Source organism: Pseudomonas sp. TWP3-2, assembly GCF_049897765.1.
Taxonomy (GTDB): Bacteria; Pseudomonadota; Gammaproteobacteria; order Pseudomonadales; family Pseudomonadaceae; genus Aquipseudomonas.
Genome location: NZ_JAFCWW010000004.1, coordinates 120,606 through 138,726 on the forward strand (window position 1 = coordinate 120,606; position 18,121 = coordinate 138,726).

Here is an 18,121-nt window from a genome sequence, read left to right on the forward strand (position 1 = left end):
GTTCGGTACTCCGGCATGAGTGTGATCAGGCCCGAATTATTCCGGGATGGCTGTGCCGACTTTGTCCGAGGCGGTCCAAATGCGATAGCGCACTTCGACTTCTTTCGGCGCGTAGATCACGATCGGCAGTTTGCTGTTGTATTGAATTCTGAATCCATCACCCACGACCGGCACGAATGCGCGCTTCGTCTTACTGCCGGGCGGGCAGGCCATCATCGTGCTCATCGGGCCGATGACCTTCTCCAGGCGGTAAAACGGATAGCCCCAGCCTTCGAGATTTTTCTCCTCGAGCATGCCGCCCAGGCGCTGGCGGTTGCAGTCAACTTCGAGGGTTTTGCCGGCCAGTACTTCGACCTGGAAGTTTTCTTCCTGCGCCTGCTGCGGCAGATGGATCACCTGACGGGTGAAGCCCGCTTCAGCCTTGGGGTACGGCGCAGTGTCTTCAAGCTTCGCCGCGTGGGCGAAAGTGGAGAGGCCGGCAAGCATCAGGCCGGTGGTCGCGTAAGCAGTGAAAGAACCCATAAAGGCCTCCGTGCGGGTGTAGGGTGATGACTGGCATTCTCACTGTCACCGGCGCCGAATGCAAACCCGCCACGGGTTGCAAATTGCGCTGCCCGATCTGATCAATCTTGCAGATTGCAACAGGCCCAATGCTGGCCACCCGCGCAAGTTGTTGATTTCTATGACGGCGAGAACCACCCGATGGAAGGCACGTTTTATGCGTTCAATAGGTGCGGCGCGCCGGGTTTGGGCGCCTACAATCCAATGGGCATTTCGCAGTACAACCGCTTGTCACACTCAAGGAATCAGCGGGGACACACCCGTGCAGAGAAGTGGTAACGGTCAACGTGAATACTTGATTGGCAATCTCACAGTAAGGAGAGCGTTAGCCATGTTTCTGTCTGCCTTGGAACTCCGCAATATCATTGAGAGCAGTTTCCTGCCGAAACGCTGCCAATGCACGCTGTCCCCGGATCTGTCGATGACCGTCAAAGTGTATGGCGATCACCAGACCGATCAGGTTGATCTGCTGGTGAGCGGCATCGATGCCAGTCACCTCAACAGCTGCCGCGAGATCAACGGTCTGATCGCCGGTTTGCGCATGGATCTGGCGCAAAACGCCACCCCTCATCACTATCTGCCGCGATCGAAAGCTATTTAGCCAACCGTTTCACCCAGTTCGACCGTCACGCGCCGGGCCTGCACAAATCCAAGGCCCAGCGCGAACTCGACCAGCACCGCGAGCAAGATCGCGGGGCCGGCATGGCCGTTCAACCATTCTGCGAAACCAAGCACCGCCAAACCGAAACAGCCGACGATAAATCCGTTGCTCATGGCATTGCGCGCAATCGACACCGGCGCATTACGCACCAGATAAAACATCACCCCCAACCCCGCAAACAGCACCGCACTGCGCCGCGCAACAAACCCGGCTGCCGGCGAATATTCGATGCTCCAGATCGCCAGCAACACCTCCGGCACCAGCCCCCAAACCAGCGCCAGCAGAAAACACAACGAACAGGTGAAGGTCGACAACGTGCGAAACGACAACTGCATGGCGAATCCTTGCGGCAGTAGGGAGAGGCCCGAGCATAACCGCCCTGACCGATGCCTGCCTACCGCAGACCCGCGAATCAGACGTTTCCGTCAGTTCTGATAACTGCACGCGTCAGACAGTTTCCGATAGCTGATTTCCTCAGGCTTGCCGGTGTTGTCGATGTACTTCATGTCAGCGGTGATGACCTTGCACTCCAGGGTTTGCGGCTCGGTCAGTGACACGACTTTGGCCACGTGCAGCGGCATGCCGTACCGATAGGGCACGGCTGTGGACGTGGCGGATGTGTCATTGGCCTGAGCCAACCCGGCAAACGCAGAGCAGGCGAGGGCGGTGGTGAGCAGAAGTGAGCGAATGTTCATGGTGGACTCCCGAATGCTTTGGACTCGGCAACAGCGCCGAACCTGCCGCACTGGGCGTCAGCGAAGGGCTGAGGGCGTGCGGTTCAGTAGAGTTTTTGACCGCGGCGTTAAGGGATGGTTAACCGGGGTGAACGCCGGCTGTCGTGTGGGGGGATTGTTTCTGGGGAAGGGCTCGGCAGATTCCTGGCATCAACTGGCCGGAACCGGCACTCGGCTCAAAAACACTTCCAAGCCTTGCTGATACATGTCCGCATCCATTACATCGCTGTGTCTTGGGATGTGATACGCCTTGCCCTTGCTATCCAGTTTGGCGCAGGCAATGCAATAGAAGTCGGGCGTCATCTTGAGTCGGACTATCTGCGCCCAAGCCAGAGTGCACTGGGTGCTTTTGCCTTTCATATTGATTAGGGTGAAACCATGCTCGTCAAACTCCAGACGATAAGCACCTTCTGTAGCCTTGAGCTGGGTACGGAGCTTCAATTCGATCAGACGCTGGCTCGCGCTGCGAAAAGGCATACGCGGCTTCTTGGCACGGTTGGAAGCGATACGGTTGCGTAAACGACCCAGCAGCCGCCTGGAAAAAAGCCACCAGCACACTCCGAAAACCATTGCGAATAGCGCCATAGAGATGATTTTCTGGGGGCTGAGCTCACGCGCGGGGAAATAGATCGCCAGCGCGCCGGCACCCAAACCCAGAAAAAACATAAGCGGGGCGAGCAGGCGGTCCTGCTGGCGATTTACGCAGCCTGTCACCCGGGCATGCAGCTGATCGTCCTTGAGCATTTCTTGCTCAAGCAGTTTGCCGATGCGCATCTGTGTGTGTTCGGGGGTGATGGTGAATTGCAATTCCATGATGTTGGATCCGACGTCCATTTTGATGAGGGTAAAGTTTACATGTCTGCTCGGCCCCTAAAAATGGTCTGACCGAATGGTGGGGCGATTTAATCTTCGCCTGTCCAGTACCAAATTGTGTGGTTCGAGTTTGAATCACCGAAGTCAGGCATGATTTCACGATGTGAGAAGCGCCGTCTGGAATTGGCTTGTGCCGGGGTGAACCAATAGCCAGTCTTGCTGCATGGTTGCCCCGCATCTATGCGAGCGACCTGAGATGCATTAGATATTGGATGATTTCGGGCGTACTCGACCAGATCACTTGGATAAACCATATGATCAATTTTGCTGTCGTCTATTCCATATAAGAAGGCAATCGCACCAGCCTCGATAGCCCAATAACCAACGTAGCTGCCTTCCTCACCTTGCAGATGAGTGTCGTGCCAAGGAGCCTGTTCAAAAGCCGCGTACCATTCGCAGCAGTATTTCTCAAGAAATCGTGCGGCGTCTTCTTTGGTTTTCGCGTATATCGTTTGTACTAGAGGAGAATATACGTCGTGATACCATTGGTCGACATCACTTCTGCCTGGTAGAACTTTGCAGAGTAAATCTTCATAGATCGTGTCGTCGCCAGCATATCCTGCATCATCTATCAAGGTCACGAAGCGCTTTAGCAAGTCAGTGCGATGCAGGAGAATGCACAAACCAATGACTTGTACACATTCTTCATATTGGTACGGCCAATCATCTATTGCGAGAGGGGATATGGTTGGTGCATCTTCATAAAGTGCTAATTTGTTTTGTCGAATTTCGTATTTTTCCACTAACTCCTCGAGCAATGGAATAAGCAATTCTATCTCTTCTCCAGCGGTATAGCAGGCTAACACCTTATCAAGTAACAGACCTTGCAGGTGCCTTGCTCGAAGCGAGGCCTCCTGCTCTGGAGAGTCGGACTCAAATGTGTTTGTTTTGCAAAGTTCAAGAACTTCGTCATATTCCTTCAGGAAGATTCTGTATTGATTTTCAGTGTAGAATGTTTGTCTTTTATTAAAGTGACTCAAACCTCAATCCTCAGGGGGGCTGATGTTGTGAATTTTTCTAACATAGAGTGTACGATTGTGATCTTACTCATCACCAGACCAGTACCAAATAGTATCACCCCATTTTGAACCGCTGAAATTTGGCATAAGTTCACCTTGTTGGAAGCGACGTCGTGAGCTGGCTTCGGCTGGGGTAAACCAATAGCCGGTTTTGCTGCACGGCTGTCCCGCATCCACGCGAGCAACCTGAGATCCATCAGTCGGTCGATGATTTCGGGCATATTCGACCAAGTCTTTTGGATAGACCATATGGTCTATTTTGCTGTCGTCTATGCCGTATAAAAATGCAATGGCCCCTGCCTCGAATGCCCAATATCCTACGTAGTTACCTTCCTCTCCTTGAAGGTGAGTGTCGTGCCAAGAGGCTTGTCTAAAAGCTGAGTACCATTGATTGCAGTATATCTTAAGAAAATTTGAGGCATCTTCTTTTGTTCCTGCATATATCGCTTGAACAAGAGGAGAGTAAACTTCGTGGTACCATTGATCTATATCACTTCTGCCTGGTAAGACTTTGCAGAGCAAGTCCTCGTACAGCGTGTCATAACCTGCATAACCTGCATTATCCATGAGCCTGACAAAGCGTTTAAGGAGATCTATGCGATGCAAAAGGATGCAAAGGCCTATAACTTGTACGCATTCTTCATATTCGTGTGGCCAGTCGTCAATCGCTAGTGGCGAGATGTCTGAAGCTTGTTCAGATGCTGCTAGCGCTGCTTGACTGACTTCATATTTTTGAATTAGATCCTCCAGCAAGTGGGTAAGAGACGATATGTCTTCGCCCGCTGTATATGTCGCAGTTAGTTTTCGAAGTGCGAGGCGCTGAATAAAGCTTGAACGAAGAGTCGCTTCGCCTTTGGGGGAGTCGGATTTGAATTTGGTGGTTTTTAAAAGCTCACCTGCTTCGTCATGCTCTCTTAAGAAGTTTTTGTAATGAGCTTCGCTGAAGAATTTTTGTCTTTTGTTCACGTCTTTATGCCTCAAGTTTAAGTGAATCTAGCTTGAGGTCGGGGCGTGCGCTGACCAGTTCAATGTCGAAACGGAAGGGCTGGTTGAGGGCTTCGCGACCGGTGAAGCTGAGCACTTGCAGGTCGGCGGAAGCGCCTTCGAGCGTAAGGGTGATGTAGGTTGCGTCCTGCATGCCTTGAATTCCATTTTTCCGGTGGTGCAGCGCTAAATCGTATTTTTCACGGTTACTGCACTATCTTCGTACTTAGTACGGAGCCTTAACAACAGGGCTTAGCGACCGGCAAAGCTGCTTATTCTTCGCCTGACCAATACCAGATAGTGTCTCCCCAACCAGAATCATTGAATTTAGGCATAATCTCGCCTTGGTTGAAATGGCGACGAGAATCTGGCTCTGCTGGCGTAAACCAATAGCCAGTTTTGGTACAAGGTCGGCCGGAATCTACTCGGGAGGTCTGAGGGGAATTACTTAGTCGGTAAGTTCTCGCATATTCAACAAGGTCTTTAGGGTAGACCATGTGATTGACCTTGCTATCATTAATACCATAAAGGAATGCAATCGCGGCCGCTTCGAAAGCCCAATAACCTACATAATCTCCGTCGTCGCCTTCGATTTCGAGATGGCTGTCATGCCAGTTAGTTTGTAACTTTTTAAACGCCGGATACCATTCCTTGCAATATTGAAGAAGTAAGTCGCTCGCCTCACTTTCTTGAGATGCGTAAATAGCTCGGATTAGAGGCGTATATAAGTCGTGGTACCATTCGTCGATATCTGATCTTCCTGGAAGGTGCTTACGCAAAAGATCTTCGTATAAAGTGTCCTCGTGTGCGTATCCTGCTTGATCAATGAGGCTGACGAAGCGTACAAGTAAGTCTTTTCGATGAAGTAAGATACACAGGCTGACAACTTGGACGCACTCTTCGTACTGCTCGGGCCAGTCGTCGATTGCTAACGGAGAAATATCAGGATCCCCTTCATCCATGGCCAGAGCTTGTTGATATATTTCATAGCAGTCAATGAGCTTTTCCAGTCTAGGAATCAATGACTCTATAGTTTCTCCGGCCGTATAGGAGATTAGAAGTGCCTTGAATGCCGACTCTTTGAAATAGCCCGTCCGTAATGCTTTCTCCTGTGTCGGGTTATCCGCCTGCATTGTTTCGTTATTCCAGCGTGCTTCCGTACCATCATATAAGCCTATAGATTTATTATAATAAGACTCAAATATGAATTTTTGCCGTCTGTTCATGCTAAAGCTCCGCTCTCTTTTTTAAGTGCATCCAAGTTTCCATGTTTTTTTCTTAAGGATGCCATTCGTTTTTCAACTGCGATCTCAACTTCATCTTCCCCGTAATGAAATCCATCGTGGTTGCGGTGAGTTTCTTCGCTGGCAGTCATTAATTGCGCTTCAGCGTGAGCTTTGGGGCTATTGCTAAAGTGGTAGATGGGAGTAAAGAATAGATGTCGACTATAAGATTTCAAGATGCTCTCTCTTAGCAATATATCCTTTATTGCAAGAGGTAGTTTTGATGAAATCCAAAAGTGACTCATTTGTACAATGTATTTTTTTTCTTTTGTTTTTTCTGCTCGGTGGTTTTACCTGGTGGAGATATATTTTCTGAGTTGTCAACTTTTGTGGGCGCAGGTAACCTTTTTCCGGCTGCTTTCCCTCCAGCCTTTCCGCTTGGTTTTGGTTTGACAGGTTTGGACTGAATCGAGTCCTCTTCTATCGGCTCTAAAAGCTCGAATGCTTCAAGGACTCCTGATAGCCCCAACTTTGATGCGATTTTCGGTTTTGATCCCGGAGTTTCTTGAAGGAACTTCGGTGCATCTTCTCTCTTGCTGGCTTTGGCTTCGACGATTGCAAATTTTTTATTATTGTTATTATTAGGGGTCGCACGCCAAATTGAATCAATACCAGTGCCATTCGCTCCGTCTGTTAATTTGTAGAGGGCATGTCTTTTTTTGGGGATACCACCTTTTGACAACTTCCCTAAAGTATTCTCGTCAGGTTTTCCATCCAGCCATTGGCCTTCAGCCCCTTTATCATGGCCATCCCAGTTTTTCCCCCATCCGAAAATCTCTGCGCATATGTAGTCAGCGATATGTTCGCCGCAGACACCTAAACCTTCATTTTGAATATCTAAAGTAGCAACCCCTAACTTGGCGTTGGCTGGTTGATTGGAGTGCGCCGCACTCGGATTGTCTTTGCCATTCGTTGCTACGGTTGCATCTTTTCCTGCGGGTTTGTCCATTTTTTTAGGGTGGCTGGATCCGGAGGAGGCGGCTGAGCTGTTGCGCTGCATGCCTTTCCACTTTACTAGCCGTTTTTCAACAATGCCTACCATGGCTGGCATGTTGTCGCGGGAGCCGGCGAGGACGGTGACAACTGACGTTTTCGCCCAATTTGGAAGACTTTGGAAGGTAGAAGAGCCTTTTACACCGGTAATAATTTCGTCGAGTTCGACGGTCAACTTCCCGGCATCGAATACCTGTTTGAGCAGTTCTTCCGGACTGGTTTTAATTCCGCACTCTTGCAGGACGAAGCGCAGCAGGTCGAACAAGACTGGCGCGTAGCGTTGTGGATCTTTGTTGACGATCCGCAAGCTCTTTTTCAGGCCGTCCCCCGGCCCTGGAACCCAGCCGATGACCGCCATCAGCAGATCGAACTGCGCATCCTCTTTACCCGAGGTCGATTCCGCATTGTATAGAGTGATGGCGGATTCTATGGTGTCGTAGGCGTCGATGGCCTGACCCAGAAACGGAACTGCACCGAGTGCGATGCCCGTTGCTAGTTCAACGGCCGCCTCTTTGTACGCGGCGCTACGGTCTTCGCCGTCCTTGTCTGCGCTCTCAGTTACTGCCTCACTCATGTCAGCCTCCCTGCGGCTTTCTCTACTAGCGCTTGTAAATCAACCTGATTAGGGTCCATGCCTAGCTTGCGTAAATCTTCGTTAACCTTCTCGTCCGAGTTCTGCACGACCTTTACGTTGTCGCGACTAAAGGGGCGAGGGTCTTCGCCGTAATACACTTTTGCCGGCCCTTTAGGCACGTCCTCTAGCCGCGCGAACCCGTCATCATCCAGCACGCCTTCACGTGTCGAGCCGTCTGCAAACTCAACGCGATACGACGCTCCTGGTATTGGTTCAAGGTTGTCGTTGTGCAGATTCAGCTCAAGCCAAGTGGGATTGGCCTTGGCTTGTTCCATCAGTTTTCCGGCGATGTCGGCAGCCGCCAATCCCGGAATCAACGGCATCAAAATCCCGATCCCGCTCCCCACCCCCGGCGCACCACCAGTATTAACCTTCACCTCAGCCCCGCTGATGGTCACACCACCCGCATCAACCTTGACGAAGCTCCCTCCAGCCTTGGCCGTCAGTTCCATCCCGCCTTCGACAACGACTTTCTCGCCAGCGTGGTAGTGAATCTCTGTCCCGGCTCGACGAACTGCCCCGTACCCACTTTCACATGCTGAGTCACACCGACCGTCAGGTGATCATCCGCGCGCATTTCGCTCTTGCGATCGAGATAGGTGATGCGGTGTTCTTCGACTTTGAATTCGCTGAGAACATTGGCCTCGACCGTGTCGTGCCGCTCGTTGCCGACGCGGATTTTCTGGTCGTGCTCGATGTTTTCGTCCCAGTCGCGTTGGGCGTGGATGTAGATTTGCTCGACGCCTTTTTTGTCTTCGATGCGAAATTCGTTGTAGCCCTTGCCGCCCGGGGAGCTGAGGGTTTTGAAGGTGCTGCGGGTTTTGTTCGCCGGCAGGTCGTAGGGGACGACGTTTTCCTTGTGGTACAGGCAGCCGGTGACCAATGGCTGGTCGGGGTCGCCTTCGAGGAAGGTGACGACCACTTCCATGCCGACGCGCGGGATGGCGATGCCGCCGTAGGCGCTGCCGGCCCAGCCGCTGGCGACGCGCATCCAGCAGGTTGTCTGGTCGTTGGACTGGCCGTCGCGATCCCAGAAGAACTGGACCTTGATGCGGCCGTATTGGTCGCAGTGGATTTCTTCGCCGGGCGGGCCGGTGACGACGGCGGTCTGGCTGCCGAGGACTTTGGGTTTCGGGTGTTCGAGGGCAGGGCGGAAGTGCGCGTCCCACGGCGTGGCGAGGAAGCTGTTGCGGTAGCCCTGATGGAAATCGCTTTTGTTGTCGGTGACGTCGCTGGTGACGTTTTCGCCGAGCACTTGCGGCTGTTTGCCTTCGTGAACGATTTCCAGCAACAGCCACATATCATTCCACTCGGCGCGCGGGTGTTCGGCGAGGGTCAGGAAATGGCCGCTGGTGAGGGTCGGCTCGTCGCCTTTGCCTTCGGCAAGTTTGTAGTCGCTGCGATGACGTTCCAGGGCCCGGGTCGAGAGGAATTTGCCGCGCTCGCGGGTGGTGAAGCGACCGGGGTAGTCGTAGTCCTCAAGATCCGGGGCGAACTCGGATTTGGCTGCGCCTTCGGGCAGGATCTTTGGTTTCTCGAAATCGTAATCGCGGCGGCTGACGCGGGTGGTGCGGGTTTCCAGGCGCAGGTTGAAGCGCTTGATCACCGGTTTGTCGGCGGTCATGCCCGAGTCTTGCTGGTAGTTGACCGCTTTCAGTTTGCGGAACACCGTCTGGTCATCGCCGAACACCAGTTTGTGTCCGCTGCTGCTGTGCTGGAAGTGGAAGTGAATGCCTTCTTCTTCACACAGACGCTGGATGAAATGCAGGTCGGATTCGTCGTACTGCACGCAGTACTCACGTTGCGGGTATTCGGCGCTGAGCTGAAAGCTGTAGGCGTCGGCCAGAATCCCGCGATCTTCCAGAACCTTGGCGATGATCTTCGGCACGGTTAACTGCTGGAAAATCTGCTGATCATGGTTGTGGCGCAGGTAGGCGAGTTGCGGCACCAGACTGATGCTGTAGCGGGTCAGAGTCTTGCCGGAATCACCTTGCTCGATGCGGTACACCAGACCGTGAATCTTGCCTTCGCCAGTGGCGCCGAATGTCAGGCAGCCAGGCTTGTGCAGGAGTTCTTCGAGCTTGAGGTCGGGGCGTGCGCTGACCAGTTCAATGTCGAAACAAAAGGGCTGGTTGAGGGCTTCGCGACCGGTGAAGCTGAGCACTTGCAGGTCGGCGGCGGCGCCTTCGAGCGTGAGGGTGATGTGGGTTGCGTTGGCGTCCAGCATGCCTTGGATTCCGTTTTCGATGGTGCAGCGTTAAATCGTGTTTTTCACTGTAACTGTTCTTTCTACGTATTTTCTCGAAGCCAGAACAACAGCACTAAGCGAACGTAAGAAAAGCTTATTCCTCGCCTGACCAATACCAGATGGTATCTCCCCAGGCAGAATCACTGAATTTAGGCATGATCTCGCCTTGGTTGAAATGGCGGCGAGAGTCTGGTTCTGCTGGCGTAAACCAATAACCAGACTTTGTGCATGGTTGTCCAGCATCTACACGGTTAACGTGTGAGCCGCTGGACGGTTTATGGTTTCTTGCGTACTCAACCAGATCTTTTGGATAGACCATGTGGTCAACTTTACTGTCGTCAATTCCGTACAGGAATGCAGCGGCGCCGGCTTCAAATGCCCAATAGCCACAATAACTACCCTCATCACCCTGTTTGTGAGAATCATGCCAAGAAGATTGCTTGAATTCCGAATACCAGTTGTCGCAGTATTTTTTAAGTAAATCTGAAGCTTGGCTTGTATCTTCCTCATTAATTGCAAGCACCAGCGGAGTATATACATCGTGATACCAGCGATCCACGTCATAGCGGTCAGGTAGAAGCTTGCACAATAAATCCTCGTAAAGCGTATCGTCACCCGCGTAACCAGCAGGATCAATCAGCGCAACGAAACGTTTAAGTAGGTCTGTCCGATGGAGGAGGATACACAAGCTAAAAACTTGGACGCATTCCTCATACTGTTCCAGCCAATCGTCGATAGTTAATGGTGTTATATTTTTAATGCCTTCATAGACTGCCAGTTTGGCTTGAAGGAGTTCATAGCTATCTATAAGGTTCTCTACTAGCGGGATTAGGCTATCGATCTCATGTCCAGCGGTGTAACTGATAAGAATTTCTTTAAAAGTCAGCTTTTGAAAATAGCGAGCTCTGAGGGATTTTTCCTGATTCTCGGAATCTGCTTGAAATGTATTTTTTTTAAAAAAATCTATTGTTTTTTCCTTGTTCTTAAAGAAGTTATCGTAACGAATCTCACTCAAAAACTGTTGCCTTCTTTTCATATTCATTTCTCTTTCTTTAGCGAGTCCAGAGTGCCAAATTTTTTGGATAGTCCTGCTTTCTTTTTATTCACGGCTTCTTTGACATCATGTTCTTTGTAGTGGATCGCTTCATGTTCAAGGTGGGTCTCCGGACCGGTTTTGGCTTTGCTGGCTTTTGCATGATCGCGCGGCCCCTTAAGGACGGCATAAAGGGGTGTAAAAAACAGATGCCTACTGAATGAACTAAGTACATTCGGCGCCAGGCCTTCAACTACGGACTTCTCTATGTTTAGATGGATCCACTCGATACTCATTTGCACCAATACAACTTTCCCGGATTTTTTTGTCGGTTGAGTGTTGTCGGGTTCTTTCGCAGCTTCTGACTTTCCTTTGACCTTCGGAAAGGTTTCGCCGTCTGTTTTTTTTGAAGTGCCCCCCGTACGGCCTGGTTTTTTTGTTGGCCCATTATTGCCTTTTTTACTTGGTCGTTTTTTTTCTGGCGCTTGGGTTGTACTCTCTGATTTGGCTTCTTCTATAGGCTCAAGAATATCCTCCGGCTTAATATCCTCTGGCTTAATATCTCCCGAAACAAGTAAGCTTGAAGCAATACCTGGCTTCCGTTTCTTCGGCTGAGGGCCAGATGGCGATGATGTATTCGGCTTGTTTGCTTTTTTTTCTAAATTTTCTTGTTCATTATGCTGTTTTATAAAGAACTTCGGTGCGTCTTCGCTTTTGCTGGCCTTCGCTTCGACAATCGCAAATTTTTTATAGTCGTTGGTCGCAGGGTTCGCTCGCCAAACAGCGTCGATTCCAGTCCCGTTCGCCCCATCGCTCAACTTGTACAATGCGTGCCAAGCTTTAGGCGTCCCACCCATGGACAGTTTTCCTAACCTGGTTTCATTTGGGTTTCCGTTACGCCATTTCCCTTCGGCCCCTTTGTCGTGACCGTCCCAGTCCTTCCCCCACCCTAACGTTTCCGCGCAGTAATAGTCAGCAATATGCTCACCACTCACACCCAAGGCAGCATTGGTAATGTGATAGGCGGATGTAGCTGGGCTCTGCTGATCAATCTTGTTTGAATGGGTGCCACTTGCGCCGTCAGTGCCTTTGGTCGCGACTGATGTATCCTTTGCAGCAGGTTTTTGTGATTTCGCAGGGTGTGAGCTCGCCGCCATTGCGGAGCTATTACGTTGCATGCTTTTCCATTTCAGCAAGCGTCTTTCAACGATGCCAAGCATTTCTGGCATGTTGTCGCGAGCTGTGGCTAACACTGTAATTACTGCTGATTGCGCCCAGTTAGGCAAACTTTGGAATGTTGATGAACCTTTCACCGCGCTTATGATTTCATCAAGCTCTGCGCTCAACTTTGACGCATTAAAGACCTGCTTGAGCAGTTCCTCGGGACTGGTTTTGATACCGCACTCTTGAAGAACGAAACGCAGCAAATCAAAGAGCACCGGAGCAAACCGCTGTGGATCGCGATTAACGATGCGCATACTCTTCTTGAGTCCATCGCCTGGCCCAGGTATCCAACCGATTACAGCCATCAAGAGATCGAATTTTGCGTCGTCCTTGCCTTCCGCGGACTCAGCGTTGTACAGGGTAATTGAAGACTCAACAGTGTCGTAAGCATCTATGGCTTGACCTAGAAAGGGCACAGCACCCATGGCGATGCCTTTGGCCAGATCAACGGCAGCCTCTTTGTATGCCGCCTTACGATCCGTATCTTCGACTGCATCAGTAGTTTGTGCTACTTCGCTCATGCCTGCCTCCCTGCAGCTTGTTCAACTATCGCCTGTAAATCGACCTTGTTCGGGTCATACCCTAAATTTCGAAGATCTTCATTGATTTTTTCTTGAGTAGTTTCAATAACTTTGACTGGCTTACGATCAAAGGGGCGAGGATCTTCGCCGTAGTACACTTTCGCCGGTCCTTTCGGGACGTCCTCCAGCCGTGCGAACCCGTCATCATCAAGTACGCCCTCACGTGTCGAGCCGTCCGCAAAATCGACGCGATACGACGCTCCAGGTATTGGCTCAAGGTTGTCGTTGTGCAGATTCAGCTCAAGCCAGGTCGGATTAGCCTTGGCTTGTTCCATTAGTTTTCCGGCGATGTCGGCAGCCGCCAAACCCGGAATCAACGGCATCAAAATCCCGATCCCGCTCCCCACCCCCGGCGCACCACCAGTATTGACCTTCACCTCAGCCCCGCTGATGGTCACACCACCCGCATCAACCTTGACGAAGCTCCCACCAGCCTTGGCCGTCAGTTCCATTCCGCCTTCGATCACGACTTTCTCGCCAGCGTGGTAGTGGATCTCCGTCCCGGCTTCTATGAACTGCCCGGTGCCCACTTTCACATGCTGAGTCACGCCGACCGTCAGGTGATCATCCGCGCGCATTTCGCTCTTGCGATCGAGATAGGTGATGCGGTGTTCTTCGACTTTGAATTCGCTGAGAACATTGGCCTCGACCGTGTCGTGCCGCTCGTTGCCGACGCGGATTTTCTGGTCGTGCTCGATGTTTTCGTCCCAGTCGCGTTGGGCGTGGATGTAGATTTGCTCGACGCCTTTTTTGTCTTCGATGCGAAATTCGTTGTAGCCCTTGCCGCCCGGTGAGCTGAGGGTTTTGAAGGTGCTGCGGGTTTTGTTGGCCGGCAGGTCGTAGGGGACGACGTTTTCCTTGTGGTACAGGCAACCGGTGACCAGCGGCTGGTCGGGATCGCCTTCGAGGAAGGTTACGAGCACTTCCATGCCGACGCGTGGGATGGCGATGCCACCGTAGGCGCTGCCGGCCCAACCGCTGGCGACGCGCATCCAGCAGGTGGTCTGGTCGTTGGCCTGGCCGTCGCGATCCCAGAAGAACTGGACTTTGATGCGGCCGTACTGATCGCAGTGGATTTCTTCGCCGGGCGGGCCGGTGACGATGGCGGTCTGGCTGCCGAGGACTTTGGGTTTCGGGTGTTCGAGGGCAGGGCGGAAGTGCGCATCCCACGGCGTGGCGAGGAAGCTGTTGCGGTAGCCCTGATGGAAATCGCTTTTGTTGTCGGTGACGTCGCTGGTGACATTCTCGCCGAGCACTTGCGGCTGCTTGCCTTCGTGGACGATTTCCAGCAGCAGCCACATGTCGTTCCACTCGGCGCGCGGGTGTTCGGCGAGGGTCAGGAAGTGGCCGCTGGTGAGGGTAGGTTCGTCACCTTTGCCCTCGGCAAGCTTGTAGTCGCTGCGATGACGTTCGAGGGCGCGGGTCGAGAGGAACTTGCCACGCTCGCGGGTGGTGAAACGACCGGGGTAGTCGTAATCCTCGAGATCCGGGGCGAACTCGGATTTGGCCGCGCCTTCGGGCAGGATCTTCGGCTTCTCGAAATCGTAATCGCGGCGGCTGACGCGGGTGGTGCGGGTTTCCAGGCGCAGGTTGAAGCGCTTGATCACCGGTTTATCGGCGGTCATGCCCGAGTCTTGCTGGTAGTTGACCGCTTTCAGCTTGCGGAACACGGTCTGGTCATCGCCGAACACCAGTTTGTGCCCGCTGCTGCTGTGCTGGAAGTGGAAGTGAATGCCTTCCTCTTCACACAGACGCTGGATGAAATGCAGGTCAGATTCGTCGTACTGCACGCAGTACTCACGCTGCGGGTACTCGGCGCTGAGCTGAAAGCTGTAGGCATCGGCGAGAATCCCGCGATCTTCCAGAACCTTGGCAATGATCTTCGGCACGGTTAACTGCTGGAAAATCTGCTGATCATGGTTGTGGCGCAGGTAGGCGAGTTGCGGCACCAGACTGATGCTGTAGCGGGTCAGGGTCTTGCCGGAATCACCTTGCTCGATGCGGTACACCAGACCGTGAATCTTGCCCTCGCCGGTGGCGCCGAATGTCAGGCAGCCAGGCTTGTGCAGGAGTTCTTCGAGTTTGAGGTCGGGACGTGCGCTGACCAGTTCAATGTCGAAACGGAAGGGCTGGTTGAGGGCTTCGCGACCGGTGAAGCTGAGCACTTGCAAGTCGGCGGAAGCGCCTTCGAGCGTGAGGGTGATGTGGGTTGCGTTGGCGTCCAGCATGCCTTGAATTCCGTCCATTGAATAAGCAGAGGAGGATGCTGCAGGATGAAGCTGCAAGCACAATCTCCCCTGACTGTTCAAATGCTATGCGGTCCGAAGTTGAGCACTGCTCGCTTGGGGAATCATAGCAAGCTGTACCTCGATATTGTTCTCCTTCTTCGCCAACCACCGTTCTACGTTCAGGTCATGTTCCGGTGCTTGAGTTGCAGAGCCGTAGATGTCCTCTGGGGCAATTGTGATACGGCGCAGCCTATTGAGGCGCTGGCAGGACATGTCTACTAGGCCGATTTCTGCCGTCAGTATTCTCGTTTGTTGCGTCAGCTCTCTCCGATCAGAAAGGAGAGAATTCAATTCTGCCGTTTTGGCTTCCAAGCGTGCCCGCATTTCCGCCAGTTCGTAGGAGACCTGATCGTATTCGGTTTTCGTCACCACAGTGCCCCCTTTCGTTTGAGTTTGCTGCCAGCGGCGAAGTGTTGCCCATGCGTTCGGGATGTAGGCCGATGCCATGTAATGGTGAGGCATTTGGAACAATTGTTGGATGAAGGGCGCGCGGACTGGCATGTCACCTAGCTTTTGCAACTGTTTAGTACATGCTGCACCTTCGATGGATTCGCACCCGGGATTCCACAGAATAGAAGATTGCTCACGGCCTTTAAAATGCACTGGCATGAAATGGTGCAGTTCGCCTTGATGCTCGTAGGATGAACCTCCGATCTGCGATATACCGACACCAAAAATCATTGCACCGAAGGGGCCGGAAATGAAACTAATGATAACGCCAGGCACCCATATACTTTTCCGGGTGTTCATCCAGAGGGCCGGAACACTTGGGATTGGGTCGTTGTCGTTGACCATGCGGTGGTGGGCCAGTTCGGATGCGCCTTTGACAAAGTCAGCATTACCGGCTCTTGGCGAGCCGTAGGTGTAAAGCAGGATGTCGTATTTTTTCGAGCCTTGTCGCAGCGCTTCGGCGAGCAAAGTTGCAATGGCTCCGCCAAGGCTATGGCCGCAGATGATGACTTTTTGGTCGGTGTGGAAGTTAAAGAGATAAGTATCAATAAATTCGCTCATCGCCTCATAAGCTTGGTAAAAACCTTGGTGAGCTTTACCCACACCCCATCTCACAGGAATCTGCTCTGCATCGGTGTCGCGCACGAAATCGACGAGTTCCAGTGTCCCTCGTATAGAAATAAGGATGATTTCGTCATGGTGCGTGATGAAAGCTTGAGTATTGGTGCCATTGTCAATTTTGCTGTCATCGAAAAAGTGCCATTTTGCGGGATGCTCTTGCTTGGCACCCAGTTCCTGCTTGTTCTGATCGTACAGCGTTGGATCGAAAGGAAGGATTTCGAAGCGTTTTGAATAAGGCACGTCTTCGTAGAGCGGATAGTAGGCGGACGGTTGCTGGGCGTTAATCTTCCAAGATTCTTTGTAACAAGCCATGCCCTCGCCAAACATGTTTCCCACGCTAGGATCGAGAGGGAAACTCACGGTGTCAATTGGCTTTTCAGCTGGTGACTGACCAAAATCGCAGTAGCTCAACGCGGCGAAAAGCGATAGTTGATACAAATTCAGAGCGCTGAATTTGTTGTCTCTCGACAGCATTGGGCGAAATGCTCGCAGAGGGCGAACTTCAAGAACGGTGAGTTTGTTCGGGAGTAGAGCGACACCCCAGAGACTTGAATGCTCTGGACCGAACCCAAGATCGCCCATTACTTTTAACAGGCTTTGGTTGGGAGGGTATTTGGCTTTTGACTCCCTAGGCAGATGCGCGCTTTTTTCGACTAGGTGGCTTACTTCAACGTGAAAGAACTGATCTGCTGTGGCTTTTGCAGGATTGTTTTCAACTCGTAAACCATCCTTACGGACAAAACGTGTTTTTTCGGCCCGTACTTGCAACTCGCTAATTCTCAGCGGATAACTCTGTCTTGTCATCAACCAGTTATATTCCGCCTCCTCCCCGGTGTAAGGTTGATCGACCGTCAGGACTACTGGTCCTTCGTAATGGTTCAGTACCTCACCAAAGCCTGTCGCGTCCAGTGTGCCTTCATAGCGCTGCTCGACACTGTCAGTAACGACATACTTCAGCCCTGCGTAGGGCTTGCCATTTCCAGTCTCATCAACTAGCCGGAAACTTACTTTTGTGCCTCTGAGCGGACACGGTTCTTTGCCACCCTTGAGCAACGGTTGCTCTGCCTTTTTTGCCGTCATAAATGAATTTCCTTATTCGGTACAGGTCGGGTAGATGGTGCAATCGCGTCCGTCGGGCATTTTGAATGGTTTGAAATCGGTAGTATTGCCGCGACAGAATGCATACGCGTCCTCCAGATTCTTGCCCATGCATCTCTTCCACCCATTGGGAAATTTAACCCAGTTGTCCCCGACAGCTGGCTTTTCCTCACTAGAAAGTGAGAAGGAGACTGTCAAAGTCTTTCCTCCCAATTGCGAGCGCTGCAAAGGCCCCTTTGCAACAGAGCCATTAGCTTGCTCCGGAGTTTCCAGTGGAGTGCATTTCAATATTTTTACGATAACTCGGTCAGGTCCCATTGTACGGAAGGACCATGCGCACTCTCTTCGCAAAGTTAATGGTGTAGGAAGCCCTGCGTGATCAGCCGTGCCTTCCTGGAACGCGACTCCAGTGTAATCCCGACCTACATCATCAAATCCCGCAGCAAATTTTGCATAAACCTCATAATCAAAATTATCCAATACCAGTGGACAACCTTCTTCCACATTAGTCAGCGGAACTTCAAATGTTGCGGTCTGGGCCTTTTCACTACGTTCCTGCTTGAAGAATTTGAACCCGGGATGTTCGCGCCCTTTCTTTACCGGGACACTGCACGTCTCGCCGAGCCGTGGAACATACTGCGCCTCAACCATTATCTGAAACCCAGGCGGAAGCTCAGTAACCAAAGTAAAACTGTCCTGTTGAGCAACAGAACATGCGGTAACTCCAATCGTGCCCAACCCGATCATCAAGCTGCGAGCAAGTCCATTGAAAGCTTTGCGGTAACGCATTTGGTTGTCCTTTGTTTTGCGGGTTGTTGCTTCGAGCGAACGACGCT

Annotated in this window: 15 protein-coding genes and 2 pseudogenes; 1 reads left to right on the plus strand and 16 read right to left on the minus strand. The window is 52.0% G+C overall.

Annotated elements, in window-relative coordinates; genetic code table 11:
- Positions 1–36: 36 nt before the first annotated feature.
- A complete protein-coding gene (eco, locus tag ACP7EE_RS08180; RefSeq protein ID WP_426234162.1) occupies positions 37–522 on the minus strand; it encodes a serine protease inhibitor ecotin in 486 nt (161 codons plus the stop codon).
- 370 nt (positions 523–892) lie between these two features.
- On the opposite strand from eco, the gene ACP7EE_RS08185 reads away from it, so the two are divergent.
- The gene (locus ACP7EE_RS08185; RefSeq protein WP_420649819.1) at positions 893–1,162 is read left to right on the plus strand and encodes a DUF1652 domain-containing protein; all 270 of its coding nucleotides are present in this window, start codon (positions 893–895) and stop codon (positions 1,160–1,162) included.
- On the opposite strand, the gene ACP7EE_RS08190 is transcribed toward ACP7EE_RS08185, so the two are convergent.
- From ACP7EE_RS08190 to ACP7EE_RS08260, 15 genes and pseudogenes are all read right to left on the minus strand, one after another.
- A complete protein-coding gene (locus ACP7EE_RS08190; RefSeq protein WP_420649818.1) occupies positions 1,159–1,557 on the minus strand; it encodes a hypothetical protein in 399 nt (132 codons plus the stop codon). The two genes, ACP7EE_RS08185 and ACP7EE_RS08190, sit on opposite strands and share 4 nt — an antisense overlap.
- 90 nt (positions 1,558–1,647) lie before the next feature.
- The gene (locus ACP7EE_RS08195) at positions 1,648–1,917 is read right to left on the minus strand and encodes a DUF2790 domain-containing protein (protein ID WP_420649817.1); all 270 of its coding nucleotides are present in this window, start codon (positions 1,915–1,917) and stop codon (positions 1,648–1,650) included.
- 189 nt (positions 1,918–2,106) lie between these two features.
- Positions 2,107–2,769, minus strand: coding sequence for a YcxB family protein (locus ACP7EE_RS08200; RefSeq protein ID WP_426234163.1), 663 nt, complete (start codon positions 2,767–2,769; stop codon positions 2,107–2,109).
- An 89-nt stretch (positions 2,770–2,858) separates the two neighbouring features.
- Positions 2,859–3,809 (minus strand): PoNe immunity protein domain-containing protein, encoded by a 951-nt coding sequence (locus ACP7EE_RS08205; RefSeq protein ID WP_426234164.1) that lies wholly within the window; start codon positions 3,807–3,809, stop codon positions 2,859–2,861.
- 63 nt (positions 3,810–3,872) lie between these two features.
- Positions 3,873–4,814, minus strand: coding sequence for a PoNe immunity protein domain-containing protein (locus tag ACP7EE_RS08210; protein ID WP_426234165.1), 942 nt, complete (start codon positions 4,812–4,814; stop codon positions 3,873–3,875).
- A 19-nt stretch (positions 4,815–4,833) separates the two neighbouring features.
- Positions 4,834–4,986, minus strand: a pseudogene (locus ACP7EE_RS08215) (type VI secretion system tip protein TssI/VgrG); the annotation flags it as partial.
- 118 nt (positions 4,987–5,104) lie between these two features.
- Positions 5,105–6,058, minus strand: a complete 954-nt coding sequence (locus tag ACP7EE_RS08220) for a PoNe immunity protein domain-containing protein (RefSeq protein WP_426234166.1) — start codon at positions 6,056–6,058, stop codon at positions 5,105–5,107.
- Positions 6,055–6,207 (minus strand): hypothetical protein, encoded by a 153-nt coding sequence (locus tag ACP7EE_RS08225; protein ID WP_426234167.1) that lies wholly within the window; start codon positions 6,205–6,207, stop codon positions 6,055–6,057. Before ACP7EE_RS08225 ends, ACP7EE_RS08220 begins: the two co-directional genes overlap by 4 nt.
- Before the next feature lie 149 nt (positions 6,208–6,356).
- Entirely contained in the window at positions 6,357–7,682 is a 1,326-nt protein-coding gene (locus ACP7EE_RS08230; protein ID WP_426234168.1) for a hypothetical protein, read from the minus strand.
- Positions 7,679–9,969: pseudogene (gene tssI, locus ACP7EE_RS08235) on the minus strand (type VI secretion system tip protein TssI/VgrG). Before tssI (ACP7EE_RS08235) ends, ACP7EE_RS08230 begins: the two are co-directional and overlap by 4 nt.
- 115 nt (positions 9,970–10,084) lie before the next feature.
- The gene (locus ACP7EE_RS08240) at positions 10,085–11,026 is read right to left on the minus strand and encodes a PoNe immunity protein domain-containing protein (protein WP_426234321.1); all 942 of its coding nucleotides are present in this window, start codon (positions 11,024–11,026) and stop codon (positions 10,085–10,087) included.
- Between the two features lie 2 nt (positions 11,027–11,028).
- Complete coding sequence (locus tag ACP7EE_RS08245; RefSeq protein ID WP_426234169.1) at positions 11,029–12,768, minus strand: hypothetical protein; 1,740 nt, start codon at positions 12,766–12,768, stop codon at positions 11,029–11,031.
- Positions 12,765–15,056 (minus strand): type VI secretion system tip protein TssI/VgrG, encoded by a 2,292-nt coding sequence (tssI, locus tag ACP7EE_RS08250; protein WP_426234170.1) that lies wholly within the window; start codon positions 15,054–15,056, stop codon positions 12,765–12,767. Before tssI (ACP7EE_RS08250) ends, ACP7EE_RS08245 begins: the two co-directional genes overlap by 4 nt.
- 84 nt (positions 15,057–15,140) lie before the next feature.
- Positions 15,141–17,267: a lipase family protein gene (locus tag ACP7EE_RS08255; protein ID WP_426234171.1), complete on the minus strand. Its 2,127-nt coding sequence runs from the start codon at positions 17,265–17,267 to the stop codon at positions 15,141–15,143.
- Positions 17,268–17,279: 12 nt separating this feature from the next.
- Complete coding sequence (locus tag ACP7EE_RS08260) at positions 17,280–18,074, minus strand: hypothetical protein (protein WP_420649814.1); 795 nt, start codon at positions 18,072–18,074, stop codon at positions 17,280–17,282.
- Between the last annotated feature and the right edge of the window lie 47 nt (positions 18,075–18,121).